At 59.6% G+C, this 18,416-nt stretch carries 18 protein-coding genes; 6 read left to right on the plus strand and 12 right to left on the minus strand.

Features of this window, described 5'->3' with window-relative positions:
* Positions 1 to 17: 17 nt before the first annotated feature.
* Complete coding sequence (locus tag GRI91_RS13450) at positions 18 to 677, minus strand: membrane lipoprotein lipid attachment site-containing protein (RefSeq protein ID WP_160737216.1); 660 nt, start codon at positions 675 to 677, stop codon at positions 18 to 20.
* Positions 674 to 2,038 (minus strand): bifunctional UDP-N-acetylglucosamine diphosphorylase/glucosamine-1-phosphate N-acetyltransferase GlmU, encoded by a 1,365-nt coding sequence (glmU, locus tag GRI91_RS13455; protein WP_160737217.1) that lies wholly within the window; start codon positions 2,036 to 2,038, stop codon positions 674 to 676. The genes GRI91_RS13450 and glmU overlap by 4 nt, the downstream gene beginning before the upstream one ends.
* A gap of 62 nt (positions 2,039 to 2,100) precedes the next feature.
* Here glmU and GRI91_RS13460 point away from each other — a divergent pair, with 62 nt between their 5' ends.
* Positions 2,101 to 2,775, plus strand: a complete 675-nt coding sequence (locus tag GRI91_RS13460; protein ID WP_160737218.1) for an HAD-IA family hydrolase — start codon at positions 2,101 to 2,103, stop codon at positions 2,773 to 2,775.
* An 81-nt stretch (positions 2,776 to 2,856) separates the two neighbouring features.
* Here the strand turns inward: GRI91_RS13460 and GRI91_RS13465 are convergent, their stop codons facing one another.
* Positions 2,857 to 4,272 (minus strand): OprO/OprP family phosphate-selective porin, encoded by a 1,416-nt coding sequence (locus GRI91_RS13465; protein ID WP_337190373.1) that lies wholly within the window; start codon positions 4,270 to 4,272, stop codon positions 2,857 to 2,859.
* Positions 4,273 to 4,411: 139 nt separating this feature from the next.
* On the opposite strand from GRI91_RS13465, the gene GRI91_RS13470 reads away from it, so the two are divergent.
* The gene (locus GRI91_RS13470; RefSeq protein WP_160737219.1) at positions 4,412 to 5,317 is read left to right on the plus strand and encodes an SDR family NAD(P)-dependent oxidoreductase; all 906 of its coding nucleotides are present in this window, start codon (positions 4,412 to 4,414) and stop codon (positions 5,315 to 5,317) included.
* Positions 5,318 to 5,329: 12 nt separating this feature from the next.
* On the opposite strand, the gene GRI91_RS13475 is transcribed toward GRI91_RS13470, so the two are convergent.
* The 5 genes from GRI91_RS13475 to GRI91_RS13495 all read right to left on the minus strand — a co-directional run bounded on the left by GRI91_RS13475 (position 5,330) and on the right by GRI91_RS13495 (position 8,904).
* Positions 5,330 to 5,857, minus strand: a complete 528-nt coding sequence (locus GRI91_RS13475; RefSeq protein ID WP_160737220.1) for a DUF1440 domain-containing protein — start codon at positions 5,855 to 5,857, stop codon at positions 5,330 to 5,332.
* A gap of 63 nt (positions 5,858 to 5,920) precedes the next feature.
* Positions 5,921 to 6,277, minus strand: a complete 357-nt coding sequence (locus tag GRI91_RS13480) for a DUF2794 domain-containing protein (RefSeq protein WP_160737221.1) — start codon at positions 6,275 to 6,277, stop codon at positions 5,921 to 5,923.
* Positions 6,277 to 6,978, minus strand: a complete 702-nt coding sequence (gene epsC, locus GRI91_RS13485; protein WP_160737222.1) for a serine O-acetyltransferase EpsC — start codon at positions 6,976 to 6,978, stop codon at positions 6,277 to 6,279. Before epsC ends, GRI91_RS13480 begins: the two co-directional genes overlap by 1 nt.
* Before the next feature lie 29 nt (positions 6,979 to 7,007).
* A complete protein-coding gene (locus GRI91_RS13490; RefSeq protein ID WP_160737223.1) occupies positions 7,008 to 7,619 on the minus strand; it encodes a P-loop NTPase family protein in 612 nt (203 codons plus the stop codon).
* A 4-nt stretch (positions 7,620 to 7,623) separates the two neighbouring features.
* The gene (locus GRI91_RS13495) at positions 7,624 to 8,904 is read right to left on the minus strand and encodes a heavy-metal-associated domain-containing protein (protein ID WP_160737224.1); all 1,281 of its coding nucleotides are present in this window, start codon (positions 8,902 to 8,904) and stop codon (positions 7,624 to 7,626) included.
* A 71-nt stretch (positions 8,905 to 8,975) separates the two neighbouring features.
* On the opposite strand from GRI91_RS13495, the gene purM reads away from it, so the two are divergent.
* Together purM and purN are read left to right on the plus strand one after the other, a co-directional pair.
* Positions 8,976 to 10,082 (plus strand): phosphoribosylformylglycinamidine cyclo-ligase, encoded by a 1,107-nt coding sequence (purM, locus tag GRI91_RS13500; RefSeq protein ID WP_160737225.1) that lies wholly within the window; start codon positions 8,976 to 8,978, stop codon positions 10,080 to 10,082.
* Complete coding sequence (gene purN, locus GRI91_RS13505) at positions 10,075 to 10,659, plus strand: phosphoribosylglycinamide formyltransferase (RefSeq protein WP_160737226.1); 585 nt, start codon at positions 10,075 to 10,077, stop codon at positions 10,657 to 10,659. The genes purM and purN overlap by 8 nt, the downstream gene beginning before the upstream one ends.
* Positions 10,660 to 10,714: 55 nt before the next feature.
* Here the strand turns inward: purN and ndk are convergent, their stop codons facing one another.
* The 4 genes from ndk to GRI91_RS13525 form a co-directional block, all read right to left on the minus strand.
* Positions 10,715 to 11,137 (minus strand): nucleoside-diphosphate kinase, encoded by a 423-nt coding sequence (gene ndk / locus GRI91_RS13510; RefSeq protein WP_160737227.1) that lies wholly within the window; start codon positions 11,135 to 11,137, stop codon positions 10,715 to 10,717.
* Between the two features lie 116 nt (positions 11,138 to 11,253).
* Positions 11,254 to 12,351 carry an FUSC family protein gene (locus GRI91_RS13515; protein WP_160737228.1) on the minus strand — a complete coding sequence of 366 codons (1,098 nt, stop codon included), beginning with the start codon at positions 12,349 to 12,351 and terminating at the stop codon, positions 11,254 to 11,256.
* A gap of 157 nt (positions 12,352 to 12,508) precedes the next feature.
* On the minus strand, positions 12,509 to 12,949 hold the full coding sequence (locus GRI91_RS13520; protein WP_337190374.1) for a DNA polymerase III subunit chi: 441 nt from the start codon (positions 12,947 to 12,949) through the stop codon (positions 12,509 to 12,511).
* A 34-nt stretch (positions 12,950 to 12,983) separates the two neighbouring features.
* The gene (locus GRI91_RS13525; RefSeq protein ID WP_160737229.1) at positions 12,984 to 14,447 is read right to left on the minus strand and encodes a leucyl aminopeptidase; all 1,464 of its coding nucleotides are present in this window, start codon (positions 14,445 to 14,447) and stop codon (positions 12,984 to 12,986) included.
* Positions 14,448 to 14,544: 97 nt separating this feature from the next.
* Between GRI91_RS13525 and GRI91_RS13530 the strand changes: the two genes are divergently transcribed.
* Both GRI91_RS13530 and GRI91_RS13535 read left to right on the plus strand, forming a co-directional pair.
* The gene (locus GRI91_RS13530; RefSeq protein ID WP_160737454.1) at positions 14,545 to 16,911 is read left to right on the plus strand and encodes an LPS-assembly protein LptD; all 2,367 of its coding nucleotides are present in this window, start codon (positions 14,545 to 14,547) and stop codon (positions 16,909 to 16,911) included.
* A 154-nt stretch (positions 16,912 to 17,065) separates the two neighbouring features.
* A complete protein-coding gene (locus tag GRI91_RS13535; protein ID WP_160737230.1) occupies positions 17,066 to 18,409 on the plus strand; it encodes a peptidylprolyl isomerase in 1,344 nt (447 codons plus the stop codon).
* Positions 18,410 to 18,416 lie beyond the last annotated feature (7 nt).

An 18,416-nucleotide genomic window follows, 5' to 3' on the forward strand; every position in this document is an offset into this window, starting at 1 on the left:
AATTGGGCAATTGCCGATTAATGGTCGTCATAGACCATCGCGTCATCATCACGCGGCAGATATTCTTTCGACAGATCGTAATTGACCGATGTTCCTGTGCTGCCGCCTCCTTCACAGGCGTGGTTCGCGATGATCTTGTCATTTTTCATGACCAGGACACCATCGGAAAACTCGGGGTCATTTCCCTCACCAGCGGTGAAGTTGGTGCGCCGGACGCGGCTATAAACCACATAGCGGAAATCACCCTTGCGGAAGGAAAGCTGCGCCTCGCCGCCACCGGAATAGGGGACAGAAGCAAAGGTCAGCGATCGATCACCTGCCTTCTTGGGCCAGACCATTTCCGATGCTTTGCCCTTGCTGCCATAGCGATATTGGGCGAAATCCTTTCCTTCGGCGCCATCTGTCAGGCACACGGCAATCGCTTTGCCGTTCTCAAGCGAACAAGAGAAAAACGTCTTTTCCTGCGCACCGCATTCAGGCTGCACACCGGCAACCTGCGGCGCATCTTTTGCTGCGGTGTCGTTCCCTGATCCCGTGTCACCATCCGCCGCCGGATTGTCTGCCCTATCCGGGGAAACGGTCGCGCCATTTTCGTCAGCCGGCGCGCTCTCGCCATTGCCGGAGCACCCGGCCAGAGCCAGCACTGCCGTCGCTGCAAACAGAATATTGCGCATCATTTGTCACCCATGGATTTTTTCTTCTTCATTGCATCGTGAAACCGATCGGCCCAGCCCGGCTTAACCAGCTGTTCTGCCCGCACCATGCGTAATTCACCATCGGCAACATCTCGGCTGACAGCGCTGCCCGCGCCAACAATCGCATCTGCACCAATATTGATAGGCGCTATCAGGGCGCTGTTGGAACCAATGAAGGCCCGCTCACCAATCACTGTCTGATGTTTGAAATAGCCATCATAATTGCAGGTAATAGTCCCGGCGCCGATATTGGCACCGGCACCAATTGTCGCATCACCAAGATAGCTCAGATGGTTGGCCTTGGCCCCCTTGCCAAGCGTGGCCTTCTTGATTTCGACGAAATTGCCAACCTTGGCACCTTCTTCCAGCACAGCCCCCGGGCGAAGCCGGGCATAGGGCCCTATCTCCACCCCTTCGGCAAGGCTGGCCCCTTCAAGGTGGGAAAAGGCGCGGATCGTCACATTATCGGCCAGGGAAACACCGGGACCAAACACGACATTGGGCTCCACCGTCACATCACGGCCAAGAACCGTATCCCACGCGAAAAACACAGTGTCCGGGGCCACCAGCGTGGCCCCATCAGCCATGGCCTGCGTCCGGCGCGCCTGCTGCCAGCGTGCTTCCGCCGCGGCCAGTTCAGCGCGTGAATTGATCCCCGCGACCTCATCCGGCGTGGCGGCGGTCAGCACCGCACAGCTGCGCCCTTCGTCATTGGCGATATTGACGATGTCAGTCAGGTAATATTCGCCCTGCGCATTCTCCTTGCCCACCTTGCCCAGCAAATCGAACAAGGCCGGTCCGCGCACAGCCATGATACCCGAATTGCACAAGTTGCAGGCCCGCTCGGCTTCGCTTGCATCCTTATATTCGACCATCCGCGTCACGCGGCCATTCTCGGCAATCACCCGGCCATATTGCAGCGGGTCCTCCGGCTGAAAGCCAAGCACCGCCACATCGGCCGCATCGTCTTCCTTAAGCCGCTCAATCATCGCACGCATCGTATCGGTGGAAACGAAAGGCACGTCACCATAGAGGATCAGCACATGGCCAGTGAAATCCCGCAGAGCATCTTCTGCCTGTTGCACCGCATGGCCGGTGCCCAATTGCGGTTCCTGCAAAACGGTTTGCGCACGGTCGCCGAGCTGTGCCTCAAGCTGGTCACGCCCGTCCCCCACGACCACGACCTGCTTTTGCGGAGCAAGATCCGCGACCGAGGCCAGCAAATGTTCGATCATCGGCCGCCCGGCCACCGGATGCAGCACCTTGTGGCGGCTGCTCTTCATGCGGGTGCCCTTGCCTGCGGCAAGGATGATGGTGGCAATGGGGGTGCTGTGATCGCTCATGATTAAAGCACATGCCACCAAACGCTTGAGGATTCCATATCTCTCCGCCATCAGCTGCAAACATGACAAATTTCCCCTTTGCCACGATCGGTTTCGATCTCGACGGCACGCTTGTCGACAGCAACCTGGACTTGCTGCCGGCCATGAATCACACGCTGGAGCTGGCGGGCCGCTCGCCGCTCGATTACGAACAATCAAAGCGGATTATCGGCGGCGGAACGCGGGAGATGTTGCAACGCGCGCTGCTTCACACCGGCGGACCGATTGCCGAGACGGAGATGGATGCTTTGCTGGAGCAGCACTTCACCTATTACGAAGCGCATCTGGCGGACAATACTGTCCCCTTTGACGGTGTGCTTGCCACTCTTGATAATTTGCGAGAGCGCGGTGTCCGACTGGCGCTGGTGACGAATAAGATCGAACGCTTCGCCCGCAAATTGGTCGAGGCTCTGGATATGATCCATTATTTCGATTGCGTGATCGGCGGCGACACTCTGGGTCCCGGCCGCGCAAAACCGGCCCCCGATATGGTGCGCGAAGCAATCGGGCGATGCGGCGGGCACAGCAATTTCGTGATGGTGGGCGATTCGCGCTTTGATGTGGAGGCCGCCCATGCCGCGGGCGTGCCCTGCGTCGCCGTAACCTTCGGCTATCGCGACCGTCCGGCGGAGGAGCTGGGCGCCGATCGGCTGATCGACCATTATGATCAACTTATCCCCGCGCTGGAACAGCTCTAAGCCGAACGGATGTGAGCCCTCGCCCCGATCGGAGGGAAAGGGCTCACACTGTTGGAAGGCTGATTAAAGGGGGATTAGCCTTCAGAAATCGACCTGGGCCCGCACCGCGAATGTATCGACCCCATAGGATTGATCGCCTGCGGCAGGGAGAGGGGCCCGGTCATATTCCATGCGACCATAATTGGCCATCAAGCGTGTAAAATCGGTAAGCGCCCAGATCAGAGAAGCTTCGTAGCCGTTCTGTATTCCGCCATTGATCCCGCTATCGTCCAGATCCAGATAATCGTAACGCAGATTGATCTGCACCGCGCCCAGACCGCCCTCACCCACCGGATGGGCAGGCTTCACCCGGTCAAACCGTCCGCCCTTATATCCGCGATGGTCTCCTGGCGTCAGGAATAAGCCGGTTTCAATATAGCCACCAAAGAAATTCGGGTCCGCCAACGCACCGGGGCGTGCCACCCGCTGCCAATAGGTTTCGGCGGCCATGTGGAAAGCACCGGCGATGACCGCGCCTTCCAGACCGTATCCCGTTTCACCCGTGGCACTGAAGCTACCGGTATCAAGAAACCGAACATCTGTCGTGTGGATGAAAGGCCGCTGCCGATAGCGGATCGTCGCCGCGGAATCGTTGAATTCGCGGTAGTGAAAGGAACCGCCCAGATGCAGCTGAATATTGTCCAGACGCGGCGAAAATACCATCCGCCCATCCACGCTCCAGCTATTATCGGCGTCATCGGCCAGATCATCAACATTATCGGTAAATATACCCGCCTGCAGCACAAACGGGCCGGGAGTATATTGCGCCGACAAGCCGACCCGCCGTTCAAACCCGAAAGCATCGGTGAAGGCGGCCCTTTCGACAAAGGAGGTATGCAGCGAGCTGGAAAGCTCCTCCAGCCCCTGAAACGTGTTGTGATGGCCGGCCGACACGGTCAGATCACCATCTTCATAAGTCAGCACAGCATCGGCCAGCTGCACGTCCAGCCCGGCAAAATCGACCTCGACCTTATAGCCAAAACCGCCCGGCGCATCGCCCTTCATTCCCATCCGGACACGGCGAATTTCGCTGGAGAAGCCCAGCCCTTCCTCATCGATTCCCTTGGGGGCAGACACAGAACCCGCATCAACCTGCAACCGTCCGAATGGCTTGAAACTCCAGCCATCATCGCGTTGCAACGTCGCGACCGGGGCCGCTGCGGAGGTGCGTGCAGCTGCGCTTTCAGCCGAAACTGCGGCGGATGTGGAAGCTGACGCATTCGCTGGCACCGCATTGGAAGGCAACGAATGTTCTGGAGCGCTCGCTTGTTCGTCCTCGAGCCGCTCTTCCAGTTCTGCAATCCGGCCCGCCATCGCATTCATCTGCGCGCGCATCCGGTCAAGCTCTGCCCGCATTGCATCATTGCCCGAATCCTGCGCCTGCGCCGGAGCCATGCTCGCAAGATAAAGACTGGCCCCCAGGGCTGTTGAACTGGCAAAACGCCTGAAACTCTTCACAATTTTCCCCTCAAACGCTCAAATATTACTATTTGATTGCGCCCCTAAGGCAAGAACGTGACTCTTTTGTGTCACTTCTTTGTCATGACAGCAGATCTTTGCCCGTGCGCAGCGGGATCAGAGCGGCTAAGTAGTCCTTATGGCGATTTCCTTTCACAACCGCGTGGCCGTGATTACCGGGGCCGGCAACGGACTGGGGCGCGCATATGCTCTCGAACTGGCGCGCCGCGGCGCAAAGCTGGTCGTGAACGATTTGGGCGGCGATCTGCAGGGCACCGGCACATCCAATGCCGCCGCTGCGGTGGTGCAGGAAATATGCGATGCCGGCGGCGAAGCAATGGCCTGCGATGCCTCCGTGACCGATACGGACGCCATGCACGCCATGGCACAGGACGCGGTCGAGCGCTGGGGCAGGATCGACGTTCTGATCAACAGCGCGGGCATATTGCGTGATCGGACATTCGCCAAAATGCCCGCGGAGGATTTTGACTGCGTGCTGGAAACCCATCTGATGGGTTCGGCAAATGCAACACGCGCCGTCTGGCCGCATATGCGGGAACAGAATTATGGCCGCATCCTCTTCACCTCCAGCACCAGCGGCCTGTTCGGCAATTTCGGACAGGCCAATTATGGCGCCGCCAAGATGGGGCTTATCGGCCTGGCCCGGACGCTCCAGCTGGAAGGGGCGAAATATCGCATCCGTATCAATGCATTGGCGCCGCTCGCGGCGACCCGCATGACGGAAGATATTCTGCCCGAAGACAGTTTCGCCAAATTTGCGCCTGAAAAAGTCGTGCCCGCCGCGCTCTATCTGGTGAGTGATGACGCACCGAATGGGGCGATTATTGGCGCGGGTGCGGGCGCATTCCATTCCGCATGGATTGCCATGAACCAGCCGGTCGTGCTGGATGACGATGCCATGAGCGTGGAAGGTTTCGCCGAAAAATGGGATTCAATTGCACAGCGCGAACCGCTCTGCTTTCCCGAATCCGGGCCGGAGCAAAGCGCACTTATCCTCAAAGCGCTGAAGCAGCATTCGGAATAACCGCAGTTAGGGTCAGGTAATCCGCCGGCGGACGGCACGGCGCACGCTCTCTGCCACCAATCCGTAAACAAGGTGATTGGCCAGCGCCAGACCATGCGCCTTGGCACCGCTGTTGCGCGGGCGACCTGACAGGCCAAGCGCCGGGACAATGAATTCATCCGCCACCGCAAAAACTGCCGTGCCAAAGACAGAGCCCTGCCCGGCCTTCAGCACAGGCATTTTCCGCGCAAGCACACCATAGCCCGTGCCAAGCGCAGTGCCGAAAGCAAATTGGAGAAGCGATGTCGCCAGCCCCTTTTTGCCTTGCGGCACCTTTTCGCCAGTGGTTTCAACCGCGGCAATATCGACGCTTCGCGTCGCGGCGCGCGGCGTGCCGATCTGGGGTTTGCCTTCCTCATCGCGTTTAGACGGATCGAAACCTACGACTTTGGCCGCCAGAGGCATGAACAGCGTGATCGCCACCGTCGCGGCGACACCGGCAACAAGGCCAGCGACAAGATCGCCCGCTACATTTTCATCGCGCTGTGTGTTGTCTGTCATGCCATTCATCCTGATCGGGTGACTCTTGGCATTTCAACGGTGAAAGCTGCTCAGCGGTTCCGCTTATTCGTCAACGGCCTTCATCAGCCTGCGCTCCATCGGGGCCAGCACATTGCTGAGATCATGACCACGTTTCAGCACCTGCCCCTGTTCACCGAACAAGGCCCACATACCCTGTCGGTTGCGCAAGGCGGGGCGTTTTTCGAGCCGCGCCTGCGGCACATCCGCCGTGCGGCGAAAAGCGGCAAAGATCGCGCAGTCACGGGTGAAATCCATCGCGTAATCACGCCATTCCCCCGCGGCGACCATACGCCCATACAGATCGAGAATACGTTGCAATTCCTGCCGCTCAAACCCCACTTGCTCCGGCTTTCGCCCGGGGAAGGACAACACATTGCCGGCATTTGGCCCCAGGCTCATCAGCAGTTTGTACCGCTCATCTTGTGGGGCTGATCACCGCGACGTTCCGCCTTCAGCGCTTCTACTTCCGCACGCAATTCGGCAATTTGCCGTTCCAGTGATTCGGCCCTGTCGCCGCTATTGGGTTCGCACGGTTCATCACAGGGCGTGCCATAGGGGATGAATTCGCGCAGCCAGGTTTCAGCCGGAACGAGCGTGGAGCGTGCTTTCAGACCGATCATGGTTGCGCCTTCCGGCACATCATCGGTCACCACTGCATTGGCCCCCACCCGCGCCCGTTCACCCACCGTGATCGGGCCGATAATCTGCGCGCCTGAACCAATGATCACATTGTCTTCCAATGTCGGATGCCGTTTGCCGGCAACACCATTGGTGGGATTGGTGCCCCCCAGCGTAACACATTGATAGATGGTAACATTATCACCAATATGCGCCGTTTCACCAATGACGGTAAAGCCATGATCGAGAAAGAAATTTCGCCCGATCGTCGCACCGGGATGGATGTCGATCGCGGTAATCCAGCGAGACATGTGGTTCACCAGCCGGGCGAGAAAAAACAGCCTTCCGCCGAACAGCCAATGCGCGATCCGGTGAAAGAACAGTGCCCACACACCCGGATATAGCAAGATTTCCCACCGGGACCGCGGTGCAGGATCGCGCTCCCTAATGGAGTCGAGATAGCTGATCAGAGAGTTGAACATCGCTCTTACAGTCTTCCACCAATGGCGCCTTATGGCAAGCGGCTGGGCTGCCTATCCGCCATCCAGTCCAGCGCAGCCCGCCAGATCGCAAGCGTCGGCGGGGCCTTCCGTTCCATGCTGATCCGGTCAATCGCCGCCACCAGCCGTTCCAGAGCGATATAGGAACGCTCCACGCGTGGTACCAGATAGGCTGCCGCTTCGGGATGCAATGGCAGGCCGCGTTGCTGCGCCAGCGACAGGATCAACTCACCGGCCATGCGGTCATCCGGCGGCCCGATATGCAATTGCATGGCGGCGCTGAGCCGCGACCGCAAATCAGGCAGATGGATTTTCCAGTCGCCATCCCATGCCGCCAGCAGCAGCAATGTGCCGCTTTCCTGCGCGCGGTTCCAGCGGTGAAACAGCGCGTCTTCATCCATCAAGGGTGCATTATCGATGACTTCACCGAGACCGCTTTCGGAAAACCAGCGTAGAAACAGCGATTTTCCTGATCGGGGCGGCCCTTTCAGAATCGCGGTTCCATAGGGCCAACCCTTGGGCTCGCACAGGGCTTCGGCCGTCGACGCATTGGCATCGCCGATAACGATACGTTCGGGTCCGTCACCATTATTGCGGCGCAGTGGCAGGGCAATTTGCTGCATCGCCTTACCGCGATATGGATAATGCGTTGCTGCCCTGGGTAACCTGCCAGCCGCGGCCTTCCAATGCGGCTGCCAGCGCGGCAAGTTCCCCGGCATAGCTCACCCGCATGACCGAGGTTCCGCCAATCGCAATCGAGCTGGTCGAGGCGCTGCGAACACCCGGCGTCCCCCGGATGGCCCCCAGCGTGGCATCGACTGCCGAGGCATCAGGCGTCACGAACTGAATGACATAGCTGTTGACCGTCACTTCAGCCGCGTCATCGGGGCCGTCCGTGCTGGGGTTCACAGATTGCGCAGCTGCATCAGGTTCCAGTGCGGCATTCGCCTCCATGGCCGCTTCATCGGCTCTGGCCGCATCAATTAATCGCTGAACCAACGGACTGATTTCAATCCGCTCGCTCTCCAGCGTCGGGTCCGGGCGAAGCTTGCCCGCATTCACGGCCTGCGTGAACATCTCGTCAAAGCGGCGCACCGCCTGCCCCAGCATGGCCGGAATCTGTTCTTCATTGTCTGCGGTCAGCGTGAATTCACCGAGATATTGACTATCCGGGCCATAACGCGCGGTGAATGTGCCCTTCACCGGGCCGCCCGGCCATTGCCGTTCAAGCTTGGCAATGGGCGAAATCACATCGGCCGCGCCGAATTGATCGAGAATATTGCCCCACCACAGACGGCTGCGGCGTCCAAGCTGGCCATAGGTAAGCAGCAACGATTCGCCCCCCGCACCGGAAGGGCGAACATAATCCACCGCACTGGCACCGGCCTGATATTCAGCCCAGGCGCGCTGCCATGGATTGCGTGTTTCGAACATGATCGGATGACCGCCTTCGAACAGCACCGGCAAAGTCAGCAAGGGAGCCGACCGTGAGCGCTCACCGCCGCCGCCCAGCAGCGCCCCTGCCTTGGTCCGGTCAAAAATGACGCCCAAGGTCGCGATATAGCGTTTAGGCCCCAATTGTTCTTTCTCGACGATGATCGCGGCGACCATCGATTCGATGCGCGAATCGGAAATATCCGGCCCATCGACCTTTTCCCACGCCTTGCGCTGTGCCTCGCGCCAACCTTTTTCACGGGCTTCTTCGGGTGAGTCTGCGGTCACATCCACAGTCACACCGTTCACCTGAATATCGGTGGTTTTGGCGACCGGAGCGATGCCGCGATCCCCGGAAACCTGCGCGATCAAGGCCTGAACAGCGACCAGAGCGAAAGCCAGTGCGCCCAGCAGGAACAGGATCGTCAACCAGTGACGAGAGCGAGGGGGGAGAGGTGTGTTGAATGTTGTCATCGGGGAAAACCGATGGCCTTTTGCCCAAAGGCGAGTGGAAATCCAAGCGCGAAAGACTAAAGGCGGTGGACATGGCTTCTGATAATTCAAATTCCTCACCCTATACCTATGCCCAGGCCGGCGTTTCGATCGATGCTGGCAATGCGCTCGTCAAGGCGATCGGACCGCTGGTGAAAGCGACCCGAAGGCCCGGCGCCGATGGTGAAATTGGCGGTTTTGGTGGCTTTTTCGATCCCAAGGCGGCGGGCTACAAAGATCCCCTGCTGGTCGCTGGCAATGATGGCGTGGGGACCAAGCTGAAACTGGCGATCGACCATAACCGGCATGACGGGGTGGGAATCGATCTGGTCGCGATGTGCGTCAACGATCTGATCGTACAGGGCGCAGAGCCCCTTTTCTTCCTCGACTATTTCGCCACCGGCAAGCTCGACAATGGTGTGGCGGAGCAGGTTATCGCCGGAATCGCCACGGGCTGCTCAACCGCCAATTGCGCCCTGATCGGCGGCGAAACGGCCGAGATGCCGGGCATGTATGCGGCAGGTGACTATGATCTGGCCGGCTTCTGCGTGGGTGCGGTTGAACGCGGTGAACAATTGACCGGTGACAAGGTGGCCCCCGGCCAGATCTTGCTCGGCATTGCCAGCTCTGGCGTTCATTCCAACGGCTTCTCTCTGGTCCGCCGTCTGGCAACGGACAAGAACTGGGCTCTTAACGAACCCGCCCCCTTTGATAACAGCCGCGGCTTGCTCGATACGTTGATGGAACCGACGCGGATCTATGTGCGCAGCCTGCTGCCCACGATTCGCTCCGGCAAAATTGCCGCGCTCGCACATATTACCGGTGGCGGGCTGCTGGAAAATATTCCGCGCGTGCTGCCCGATGGCGCGCATGCCGTTGTCGATGCTGGCAGCTGGGATCAGCCCGGTCTGATGGCGTTCTTGCAGGATCAGGGCAATATTGCGCCCGAGGAAATGGCCCGCACCTTCAATTGCGGTCTGGGCATGGTTCTGGCCGTGGACGCGGACGATGTGGCGGCAGTAACGGCGGAACTGGAAACCGCTGGCGAAACCGTCTTCTCCATCGGCCGGATCGAAGAGGGCACGCGCGGCTGCACTGTCAAAGGCACCGCTGGTTCCTGGAGCGCGATGACAGATTGGGAAGCGCGCCACGATGCCTGATGCGCGTAAAGCCCGGATTGCCGTGATGCTGTCTGGCAGCGGCACGACCATGTCGTCGCTGCTTTATGCCTCGCGCCTCCCCGGCTGCCCTTACGAAATCGTGCTGGTTGCCAGCAACAAGCCGGAGGCACGCGGTCTGGCCATTGCCGAAGCGGAAGGCATAGCCACTTTCGCGCATAGCCACCGCGGGATGAGCCGCGAAGCGCATGAGGAAATCATGCTGGATGCTCTGCGCGAGGCTGCGCCAGATTACATCGCCCTCTGCGGCTATATGCGTATTTTATCGGAGGCATTCGTGGCGCCTTGGCAGGGGCGCATGGTCAACACGCATCCGTCTTTGCTGCCGAAATTCAAGGGACTCGACACGCATCAGCGCGCGCTGGAGGCGGGCGAGAGCCATGGCGGCTGCACCGTGCATGAAGTGACGCCGAAACTGGATGATGGTCCGATTCTGGGCCAGATTCCGGTGCGCATCATGGCCGATGATACGCCGGCCAGTCTTGCCGCGCGCGTCCTGCTGGCCGAATATCAGCTCTATCCCCGGATGCTGGCACAATTCGTCAGTCAGCATCGCTGATACGAAAAAGGCCGCCCCAAAGGGCGGCCTCATCGTTTCGCAATGAACGCGAAAATCAGCCGACGATTTCGTCTTCATTGAAGAAGAATGCGATTTCGGTCTTGGCATTTTCTTCGCTGTCCGAACCGTGAACCGAGTTGGCTTCGATGCTTTCAGCGAATTCCTTGCGGATCGTGCCGGCATCGGCATCGGCCGGGTTGGTTGCGCCCATGACGTCGCGGTTACGCTTCACGGCATCTTCGCCTTCGAGCACCTGAACCACGACCGGACCGCTGATCATGAAGTCGACCAGTTCGCCGTAAAAGGGGCGTTCCTTATGCACGGCGTAGAAGCCTTCAGCCTGTTCCTTGGTCATCTGAATGCGCTTGGAAGCAACGACGCGCAGGCCGGCGTCTTCGAGCTTCTGAGTGACGGCGCCGGTCAGGTTGCGGCGGGTAGCGTCGGGCTTAATGATCGAAAAGGTGCGGGTAACCGCCATGTCAGGTTCCTTGGGATAGTTTGATTGAATTGTTGTTTGGAAATCTTGCGCGCCAATACAGTCGACTGTGCCATCGGGCAAGTTCTGTTGCGATCAAAATGCCCATGGCGGGACAGTCAGACGCGGTAGCTTTCATCAATACGGTCAGCCAGATCGTGAAAGTCCTGCCGCATTTTGCGCAAGGCGAATGCCAGGCCGAACAAACGCCCGACTTGTTCAAAGGGGATTTCGCGAACATCCTCCGATTGCGAAAAATCGGCAAATGCCTGTTCGAATTGCTTCATCGCGATATCATCTTCGCTGCGATCAACCGCATGGTCTTCCTCCAGCGCCTGTCCGCAGCGGCGGATAAATTCCGCCTCGGCGCGCAGAACCCCGGCGGCGGGCTTGCCAACCTTTTCGGCGACGAAGGGACGGAAGGGTGTTTCATCCAAACGGTTGATATGCATGATATCGTTTCGGATACGCCACAGGGTACGCGGAATGGCGTCCGACACGCCGTGCTTGGCCATGAAGGCGGAGCGTTCCCGCCGCACATCGGCCTGCAGCCCCTCTGCCGCCGTCAATGATTTGCGCAGAGCGATCCCGGCTTCCACTGCCGACCCGGCCTGCCCGCTCTCCAGAGCCTTCGCATGCGTTTCCAGCATATCGCGCGTTGCCTCGATCACCGATTTCAGCCGCGTGATCAGCTCCTTGCGGCTCCGTGTTGGCAGGATCAGGCGGCTACAAATAACCCCGATCACGCCGCCAAGCCCAATCTCGAGAATTCGGTCGACGACAAACACCGTGACCGGAATTTCGGGAGTACGGGTTAACATGACGATCGCGGCAGTGATCCCCGCGACCCGCAAGCGCGACGTTCGCATCGCGGCAAATGCACACAGGCCGGTGACCACAACCAGAGAAATACCGGTCGCCACCATTCCCTGAGGCGTGACCAGAAGCGCCGCCCCGCCCAGCACAGCACCGGCTATTGTGGCGATAAGGCGATCCGTCGCCGCGCCAATCGTCGCCCCGACCGAGACACCCTGCATCACGATCAGGACGGTTACGATCGCCCAGAACCCCTGCTCCAGTGCCAGCACATGGATGAGGGCATAGGTCATGCCGCAGGCGATCATCACTCGGGCAGCCTGCCGCAGGGCACGCTTATTCGGGCTGAAAATGCCGCTCAGTGCGTCGGACGCCTGCTGCGCAGTGTGTGCGAAGATCATGGAGGTGAGTGTGCCATATGTGGGTTACGAAACAATAAGCCCTGCCGCACAAAATCGCTGGTCCGGGCCGAAGAGCCAAGGTTCAGCTTGTCCGGGGCAGATTAGGCGGGCTTGGGCGCTATTTGGGTTCAGTCTGAGTGTTGACCGGGTTTGGCTGTCACGGCCCCTCGCGCCATTTGCCGCCATCCTGTTTCCAGAATCGACGCTCCACCCCATCCAGCTTGCCCAGCATGACCCAGCATTGCCGCGCGTCAGCCAGACGATCATCCCCGAAAATCAGGAAGACCCGCTCGAAATTCTGCGCCTCTTCACGCCACTGCCCATCGGCCAGAGCGATGAACTTCGCCCCATTTGCAGCCTCGCAATCATGCGACAGCAGCAGCGGCTGACGCTCCGCATGCGGAGCGTCAGCATATCCATGGGCAAGGAATGCTTCGGGGAGCGTTTCCCACAAGCTGCGGTCAATGGCTGCCAGCTGCGCGGCGTCGGCCGCGACCACCAGCAGCTTTTCGCCCGCCCCCTTGCTGGCTCGGGCGATGAGCGGGACAACCAGCTCCGCCGGATCGCGGCTGAGCTGATAAAAATCGACCCGCATCATAGAACTCCCTGCCGCCTGCTGCGCTATTCGTGGCTCAGCCTTCGGCGATGTCGCGGATGAACTGGTCAAGCAACCGGACACCGAAGCCGGTTGCACCCTTGTTCCAGGTCGGCCCATCCTTGTCGATCCAGGCCATTCCGGCAATATCGAGATGCGCCCAGGGCGTGTCATTTTCGATAAAGCGCTGCAGATACTGGCCTGCCGTAATCGATCCGGCGACGCGCGGCCCGGCATTCTTCATGTCGGCAATGACACTGTCCATCAGACGGTCATATTCCGGCGACAGCGGCATCCGCCACAATTTGTCGCCACTTGATTTACCCGCCGCATCAAGCTGACCCGCCAGCTCATCATTGTTGGAGAACATGCCCGCTTGTTCATGGCCCAGTGCCACCAGCATCGCACCGGTCAATGTCGCCAGATCGACGATCCGGGCGGGTTTGAATTCGCGCTGCGCCCAGGTGAGCGCATCACCCAGCACCAGCCGCCCTTCGGCGTCGGTATTGATAATTTCGACTGTCTGACCTGACATGGTGGTGACCACGTCGCCGGGGCGCTGAGCATTGCCGTCAGGCATATTCTCAACCAGCCCGCAGACGCCGATGACATTGGCCTTCGCCTTGCGCCCGGCAATGGCCAGCATCGCGCCGGCAACGGCCCCGGCACCGCCCATATCCCATTTCATGTCCTGCATGCCGGCACCCGGCTTGATGGAAATGCCGCCCGAATCGAAGGTGACGCCCTTGCCAACGAACACAGTCGGCGCATCGCCTTCGGCGCCGCCATTCCAGCGGATCGCCAACATGCGTGGTTTCCTGGCCGAACCTTGCGACACGCCCAGCAATGCCCCCATGCCAAGCGCTTCCATTTCGGTCTCGGTCAGCACGCCTATCTCGGCGCCCAGATCCTTGAACCGGTCGCGGCAGCGTTCAACAAAACTTTCAGGATAGATGATATTACCCGGCTCGGTGACCAGTTCGCGGGTGAACTCCACGCCCTTGGCAACCGCCAGTTCGCTGTCCCACAATTCCTCTGTCCCGGCGGGAGCATCCACGATCAGCGCCTTTTCAAGGCTGACCTTCTGTTCGGCCTTCAGCTTGGTGCGATAGACATCGAAACGCCAGCTGCGCAGACGCAGGCCAAGGAGAAAGGACACAGTCTCAGCTGCGGAAAGGCCGGAATTGCCAAGGTCCAGCGCGAGGCTTTTTTCGCCCGAGGCGAGATATTTCGCCGCCAGTGCGCCGCCGGCCTTTTCCAGTGCCGCCTGGCGGTCACTTGCCCCGGCTTCACCCGTGCCGACCAGCGCCAACCGCACGACCTTGCCTGAGCGGTCAATGAATGTGTCATACGTCTGCCCGGCCTTGCCACCGAAACGCGCAGCCTTGGCACCTTCAGTCACGGTGCGATCGAGATCGCCGGGGAAATCGCCGGAATTTACGATCCGCGCCTCTATTGAAGCATTTTCAAGTCCGCTGCGGTCGGTAAAGGTTATAAGCATGATGTCTCCGGATGATTCCTATCTGCCGCGCCTCGTCTCTGCCGCGCGGAAAAGCTATGCCGTTGCAGTTAGGTACGAGCGGTGCGATAGGCAAGCCATGCTCCCCCTGCCGCAGCCCTTGCAGCAAGCCCGTAAACGCCGCTTGCACACCCTCTCGCTGGGCGCAAGCCCGCTGATTTTGGCGCTTTCCGCCTGCCCTACCGCCCTGCATGCGCAGGACGGTGCCGCGCCCGGAATTACCCCCGCGAACCCGCCGGTGGAAGTGCCCGATGCGCGCGACCCTGTATTTGACGGTGCGCAGAACGAAGGAATGCCGCAGGCAATCGGCGAAATTCCCGGAGATACCGGGTCTGGCGACGGTCGGGAAATCGGCTTTGAAGCTGATTCGCTGAGTTTCGATTCGGAGGCCGATATCGTCTCCGCATCAGGCAATGTGGTGATGCGTTCGGGCGATCAGTCGGTGCGCGCCGACAATGTCAGCTGGGACCGCAACAGCGGCCAGATCGTGGCCGAAGGCAACATCCGCTTCGTCGATGAACATGGCAATCAGCTGTTCACGGACCGGCTCGAACTGACCGATGAGCTGAAAGCCGGTGCGATGAGCAACCTGTTGCTCGCCTTGCGCGAAGGAGGCCGGCTGGCAGCGCAGCAGGGTGAGCGCGCGGATAATGGCGATGTCATCCTGACCAATGCCGCCTATTCCGCCTGCGCGGTGGAAACGGCGAAGGGGTGCCCCAGAAAGCCCAGCTGGCGGGTGACGGCCGACCGGGTGATCTATGATCAGGATGAAAAGCGGGTTCGCTTCAAAGGCGCGATGCTGGAATTGTTCGGTGCGCGTCTTCTGCCCCTGCCCGGCCTGGCCATCACCACCGATAATCGCAGTGTTTCGGGATTGCTGGTTCCCAATGTGGGTATCACCGCCTCCAATGGTCTGGAAGTCAGCGGCAGCTATTATCTTCGCCTAGCGGATAATCAGGATCTGACCGCGACCGGCTATGTCTATGCCGATGCGCCGCCCATGGCGGCTGTGCAATACCGGGCCATGACCGGCTCTGGCGCATTTCAGACCACTGGTTATCTGACCCGCAGTACCAGACTTCAATTCGGCTCCGACACGAGAACCGAGGAAAAGGACTGGCGCGGTTATTTCTTCGGCAATGGCAAGTTCCAGCTGGACGAAAAGTGGAGCATAACCGGGGCGGTCCGCGTGGCGAGCGACCGCACATTCCTGCGCCGCTATGACATCAGCAATGATGACCGCCTGCGCTCCACCCTGTCGGCGGAGCGAATTGACGACAATTCCTATTTCTCGATCAGCGGCTGGGCCACGCAGGTTCTGCTCCGTGATCAGGATCAGGGACTGGTCCCGGTCGCGCTCCCCTTGATCGATTACCGCAAGAGACTGGCGCAGCCGGTCGCGGGCGGCACGGTGGAATTGCAGGCAAACAGCCTGAACATCGTGCGCCGCGACGGACAGGATACGCAGCGAGCCTTTGCGCGCGCGCAATGGGATTTGCGGCGCATCACCAGCATGGGCCAGGAAATCACCCTGACCGGCATGGCCCGCGGTGATGTCTATCATTCTTCCGGGAATGTGAGCACCACGACCCCGCTGTATCGCGGATTGGAGGGCTGGCAAGGGCGCGCTATCGCCTTGGCGGCACTTGATATGAAATGGCCGCTGATCGGCGAAGCGTTCGGCGGGACTCAGATTCTGACACCGCGGGTGCAGCTGGTCGCCAGCCCACATATTCGCAATTTCGAAATCCCGAATGAGGATTCGCGCGCAGTCGAGCTGGAGGACACCAATCTGTTCTCGCTCAATCGTTTTCCCGGTTATGACCGGTTTGAAGACGGTGTGCGCGTAACATATGGCATGGACTGGCAGTTGCGCCGTCCGGGCTGGCAAGTGGAAGCCACGATCGGCCAGTCTTATCGGCTGAACAAGGAAAGCGCCCCCTTCCCCGAAGGAACCGGATTGCAGGATCGCTTCTCCGATTTTGCGGGCCGGGTGCAGGTTCGTTACCGTGATTTCGTGAAATTCACCCACCGCTTCCGTCTGGACAAGGACAGTCTCGCCGTTCGCAGAAACGAAGTGGATGCGACGCTGGGCAGTGACAAGACCTATCTGGAACTGGGCTACCTCAGGCTCGACCGCGATATCGATGTCGAATTTGAAGATTTGCAGGATCGCGAAGAATTGCGCGCCGCCGCCCGTATCTCTTTTGCGAATTACTGGTCTGTCTTCGGTGCAGCGGTCCTCAATCTGACCGACCGGGATGAGGACCCCACGCTGACTTCGGACGGGTTTGAACCTTTGCGGACACGGCTTGGCGTCGCCTATTCAGATGACTGCCTGGAACTCGGTGTGACCTGGCGGCGCGATTATGTGCAGGTGGCCGATGCCCGGCGCGGCAACACTTTTCAGTTCTTTTTCGCCTTGCGCAATCTCAGCTTCCGCTAAGCTGGCCACAACGCTGATTGACGTGCATCAGTTGGCAGATTGGCGCAAAAGCGCTATCGGCCTGCTGCTCAGCAACGGTTAAGCCCGATTTTGCGAATGATGCCGGCATAAGTGGCGCGACGGGTTTGCGCCGATGACAGGGAATACTAGGTAGATGATGGCCAAGCGGATCTGGAAATTCGGGCGTGTTGCCATGCTAGCCGGCCTGTGCGCCAGCGCAGCGCAGGCGCAGCAACAGGGCGGTAATGACAGCAATATCCTGAACCTGCCCGAAAATATTCAAATGCTGGGGGACTCCAACCCCAATGTCCGCCGCGCAACCGCCGTGGTGAATGGCGCGGTCCTGACCGGCACCGATGTGGAACAGCGTCTGGCCCTGATTCTGGCCGCCAATGAACAGCAGATATCACCCGAGGAACAGCAACGCCTGCGGCGGCAGGTGCTGCGCAACCTGATTGATGAAACCCTCCAGATTCAAGAAGCCAATGCTCTTGAAATGGAAGTGACCGATGCGGAAGTGGACCAGACGTATAACCGCCTGGCGACGCAGCGCTTTAACCGCACGATCGATGAGATGAAGACCTATCTCACCTCCATCGGCTCCTCCCCCGCATCGCTGAAGCGGCAAATCAAGGGCGAGCTTTCATGGAACCGTCTGCTGCAGCGCAATGTCCAGCCTTTCGTCAATGTGTCGACAGAGGAAGTGCGCGATCTGTATGATCGTCTGGAGGCGTCACGCGGGACAGCGGAATATCGCCTTGGCGAAATCTATCTGGCCGCGACACCTGCCAACCGCGCACAGGTGCAAGCCAATGCGAAACAGATCGTCGAACAGCTTCAAAAAGGCGGCAGCTTCGTTGGCTATGCTCGGCAATATTCCGAAGCATCCACGGCGGCGGTCGGCGGTGATCTGGGCTGGATCCGTCTGGCTCAGTTGCAAAACTCCACGCTGGAGAATGTCGCGCGTGAAATGTCGCCTGGCCAGCTTGTCGGGCCGATCGAAATCCCCGGCGGTTATTCCATTCTTTACATGATCGACAAACGACAGGTCGGCATGGCCGATCCGCGTGATGCCTTGCTCAGCCTGAAACAGATTTCCATGGATTTTCCGGCCGGTACATCGCAGGCCAAGGCCAAGCAGCAGGTCGACATGTTCACCAAAGCCGTTCAGAAAATGAAAGGCTGCGGCACGGCCGATGCAGAGGCTGCGAAAATTGGTGCCACGGTGGTGAATAATGATCAGATTGCCGTGCGCAGTCTGCCAGAGGCATTGCAGGCCCCCTTGCTGGAACTCAGCGTTGGTCAGGCCACGCCGCCCTTCGGATCGCTGGAAGAGGGTATCCGGGTTCTCATGCTGTGCGGCCGCGATGATCCCGCCGTGGAGGCTGGCCCAAATTACGATCAGCTGATGGCTCAGATCGAGGATGAACGCGTCAATAAGCGCGCTCAGCGTTACTTGCGCGATCTTCGCCGTGATGCCGTGATCGAATATAACTGAGACCGAC

Source organism: Altericroceibacterium endophyticum, from assembly GCF_009827595.1.
Classification (GTDB): Bacteria; Pseudomonadota; Alphaproteobacteria; order Sphingomonadales; family Sphingomonadaceae; genus Altericroceibacterium; species Altericroceibacterium endophyticum.

What these genes read in the sequence shown, in the direction of transcription:
- GRI91_RS13450 (WP_160737216.1), bottom strand. Translation starts at nt 677, where the DNA reads ATGATGCGCAATATTCTGTTTGCAGCGACGGCAGTGCTGGCTCTGGCC.
- glmU (WP_160737217.1), bottom strand. Translation starts at nt 2,038, where the DNA reads ATGAGCGATCACAGCACCCCCATTGCCACCATCATCCTTGCCGCAGGC.
- GRI91_RS13460 (WP_160737218.1), top strand. Translation starts at nt 2,101, where the DNA reads ATGACAAATTTCCCCTTTGCCACGATCGGTTTCGATCTCGACGGCACG.
- GRI91_RS13470 (WP_160737219.1), top strand. Translation starts at nt 4,412, where the DNA reads ATGGCGATTTCCTTTCACAACCGCGTGGCCGTGATTACCGGGGCCGGC.
- GRI91_RS13475 (WP_160737220.1), bottom strand. Translation starts at nt 5,857, where the DNA reads ATGACAGACAACACACAGCGCGATGAAAATGTAGCGGGCGATCTTGTC.
- GRI91_RS13480 (WP_160737221.1), bottom strand. Translation starts at nt 6,277, where the DNA reads ATGAGCCTGGGGCCAAATGCCGGCAATGTGTTGTCCTTCCCCGGGCGA.
- epsC (WP_160737222.1), bottom strand. Translation starts at nt 6,978, where the DNA reads ATGTTCAACTCTCTGATCAGCTATCTCGACTCCATTAGGGAGCGCGAT.
- GRI91_RS13490 (WP_160737223.1), bottom strand. Translation starts at nt 7,619, where the DNA reads ATGCAGCAAATTGCCCTGCCACTGCGCCGCAATAATGGTGACGGACCC.
- GRI91_RS13495 (WP_160737224.1), bottom strand. Translation starts at nt 8,904, where the DNA reads ATGACAACATTCAACACACCTCTCCCCCCTCGCTCTCGTCACTGGTTG.
- purM (WP_160737225.1), top strand. Translation starts at nt 8,976, where the DNA reads ATGGCTTCTGATAATTCAAATTCCTCACCCTATACCTATGCCCAGGCC.
- purN (WP_160737226.1), top strand. Translation starts at nt 10,075, where the DNA reads ATGCCTGATGCGCGTAAAGCCCGGATTGCCGTGATGCTGTCTGGCAGC.
- ndk (WP_160737227.1), bottom strand. Translation starts at nt 11,137, where the DNA reads ATGGCGGTTACCCGCACCTTTTCGATCATTAAGCCCGACGCTACCCGC.
- GRI91_RS13515 (WP_160737228.1), bottom strand. Translation starts at nt 12,351, where the DNA reads ATGATCTTCGCACACACTGCGCAGCAGGCGTCCGACGCACTGAGCGGC.
- GRI91_RS13520 (WP_337190374.1), bottom strand. Translation starts at nt 12,949, where the DNA reads ATGATGCGGGTCGATTTTTATCAGCTCAGCCGCGATCCGGCGGAGCTG.
- GRI91_RS13525 (WP_160737229.1), bottom strand. Translation starts at nt 14,447, where the DNA reads ATGCTTATAACCTTTACCGACCGCAGCGGACTTGAAAATGCTTCAATA.
- GRI91_RS13530 (WP_160737454.1), top strand. Translation starts at nt 14,545, where the DNA reads ATGCTCCCCCTGCCGCAGCCCTTGCAGCAAGCCCGTAAACGCCGCTTG.
- GRI91_RS13535 (WP_160737230.1), top strand. Translation starts at nt 17,066, where the DNA reads ATGATGGCCAAGCGGATCTGGAAATTCGGGCGTGTTGCCATGCTAGCC.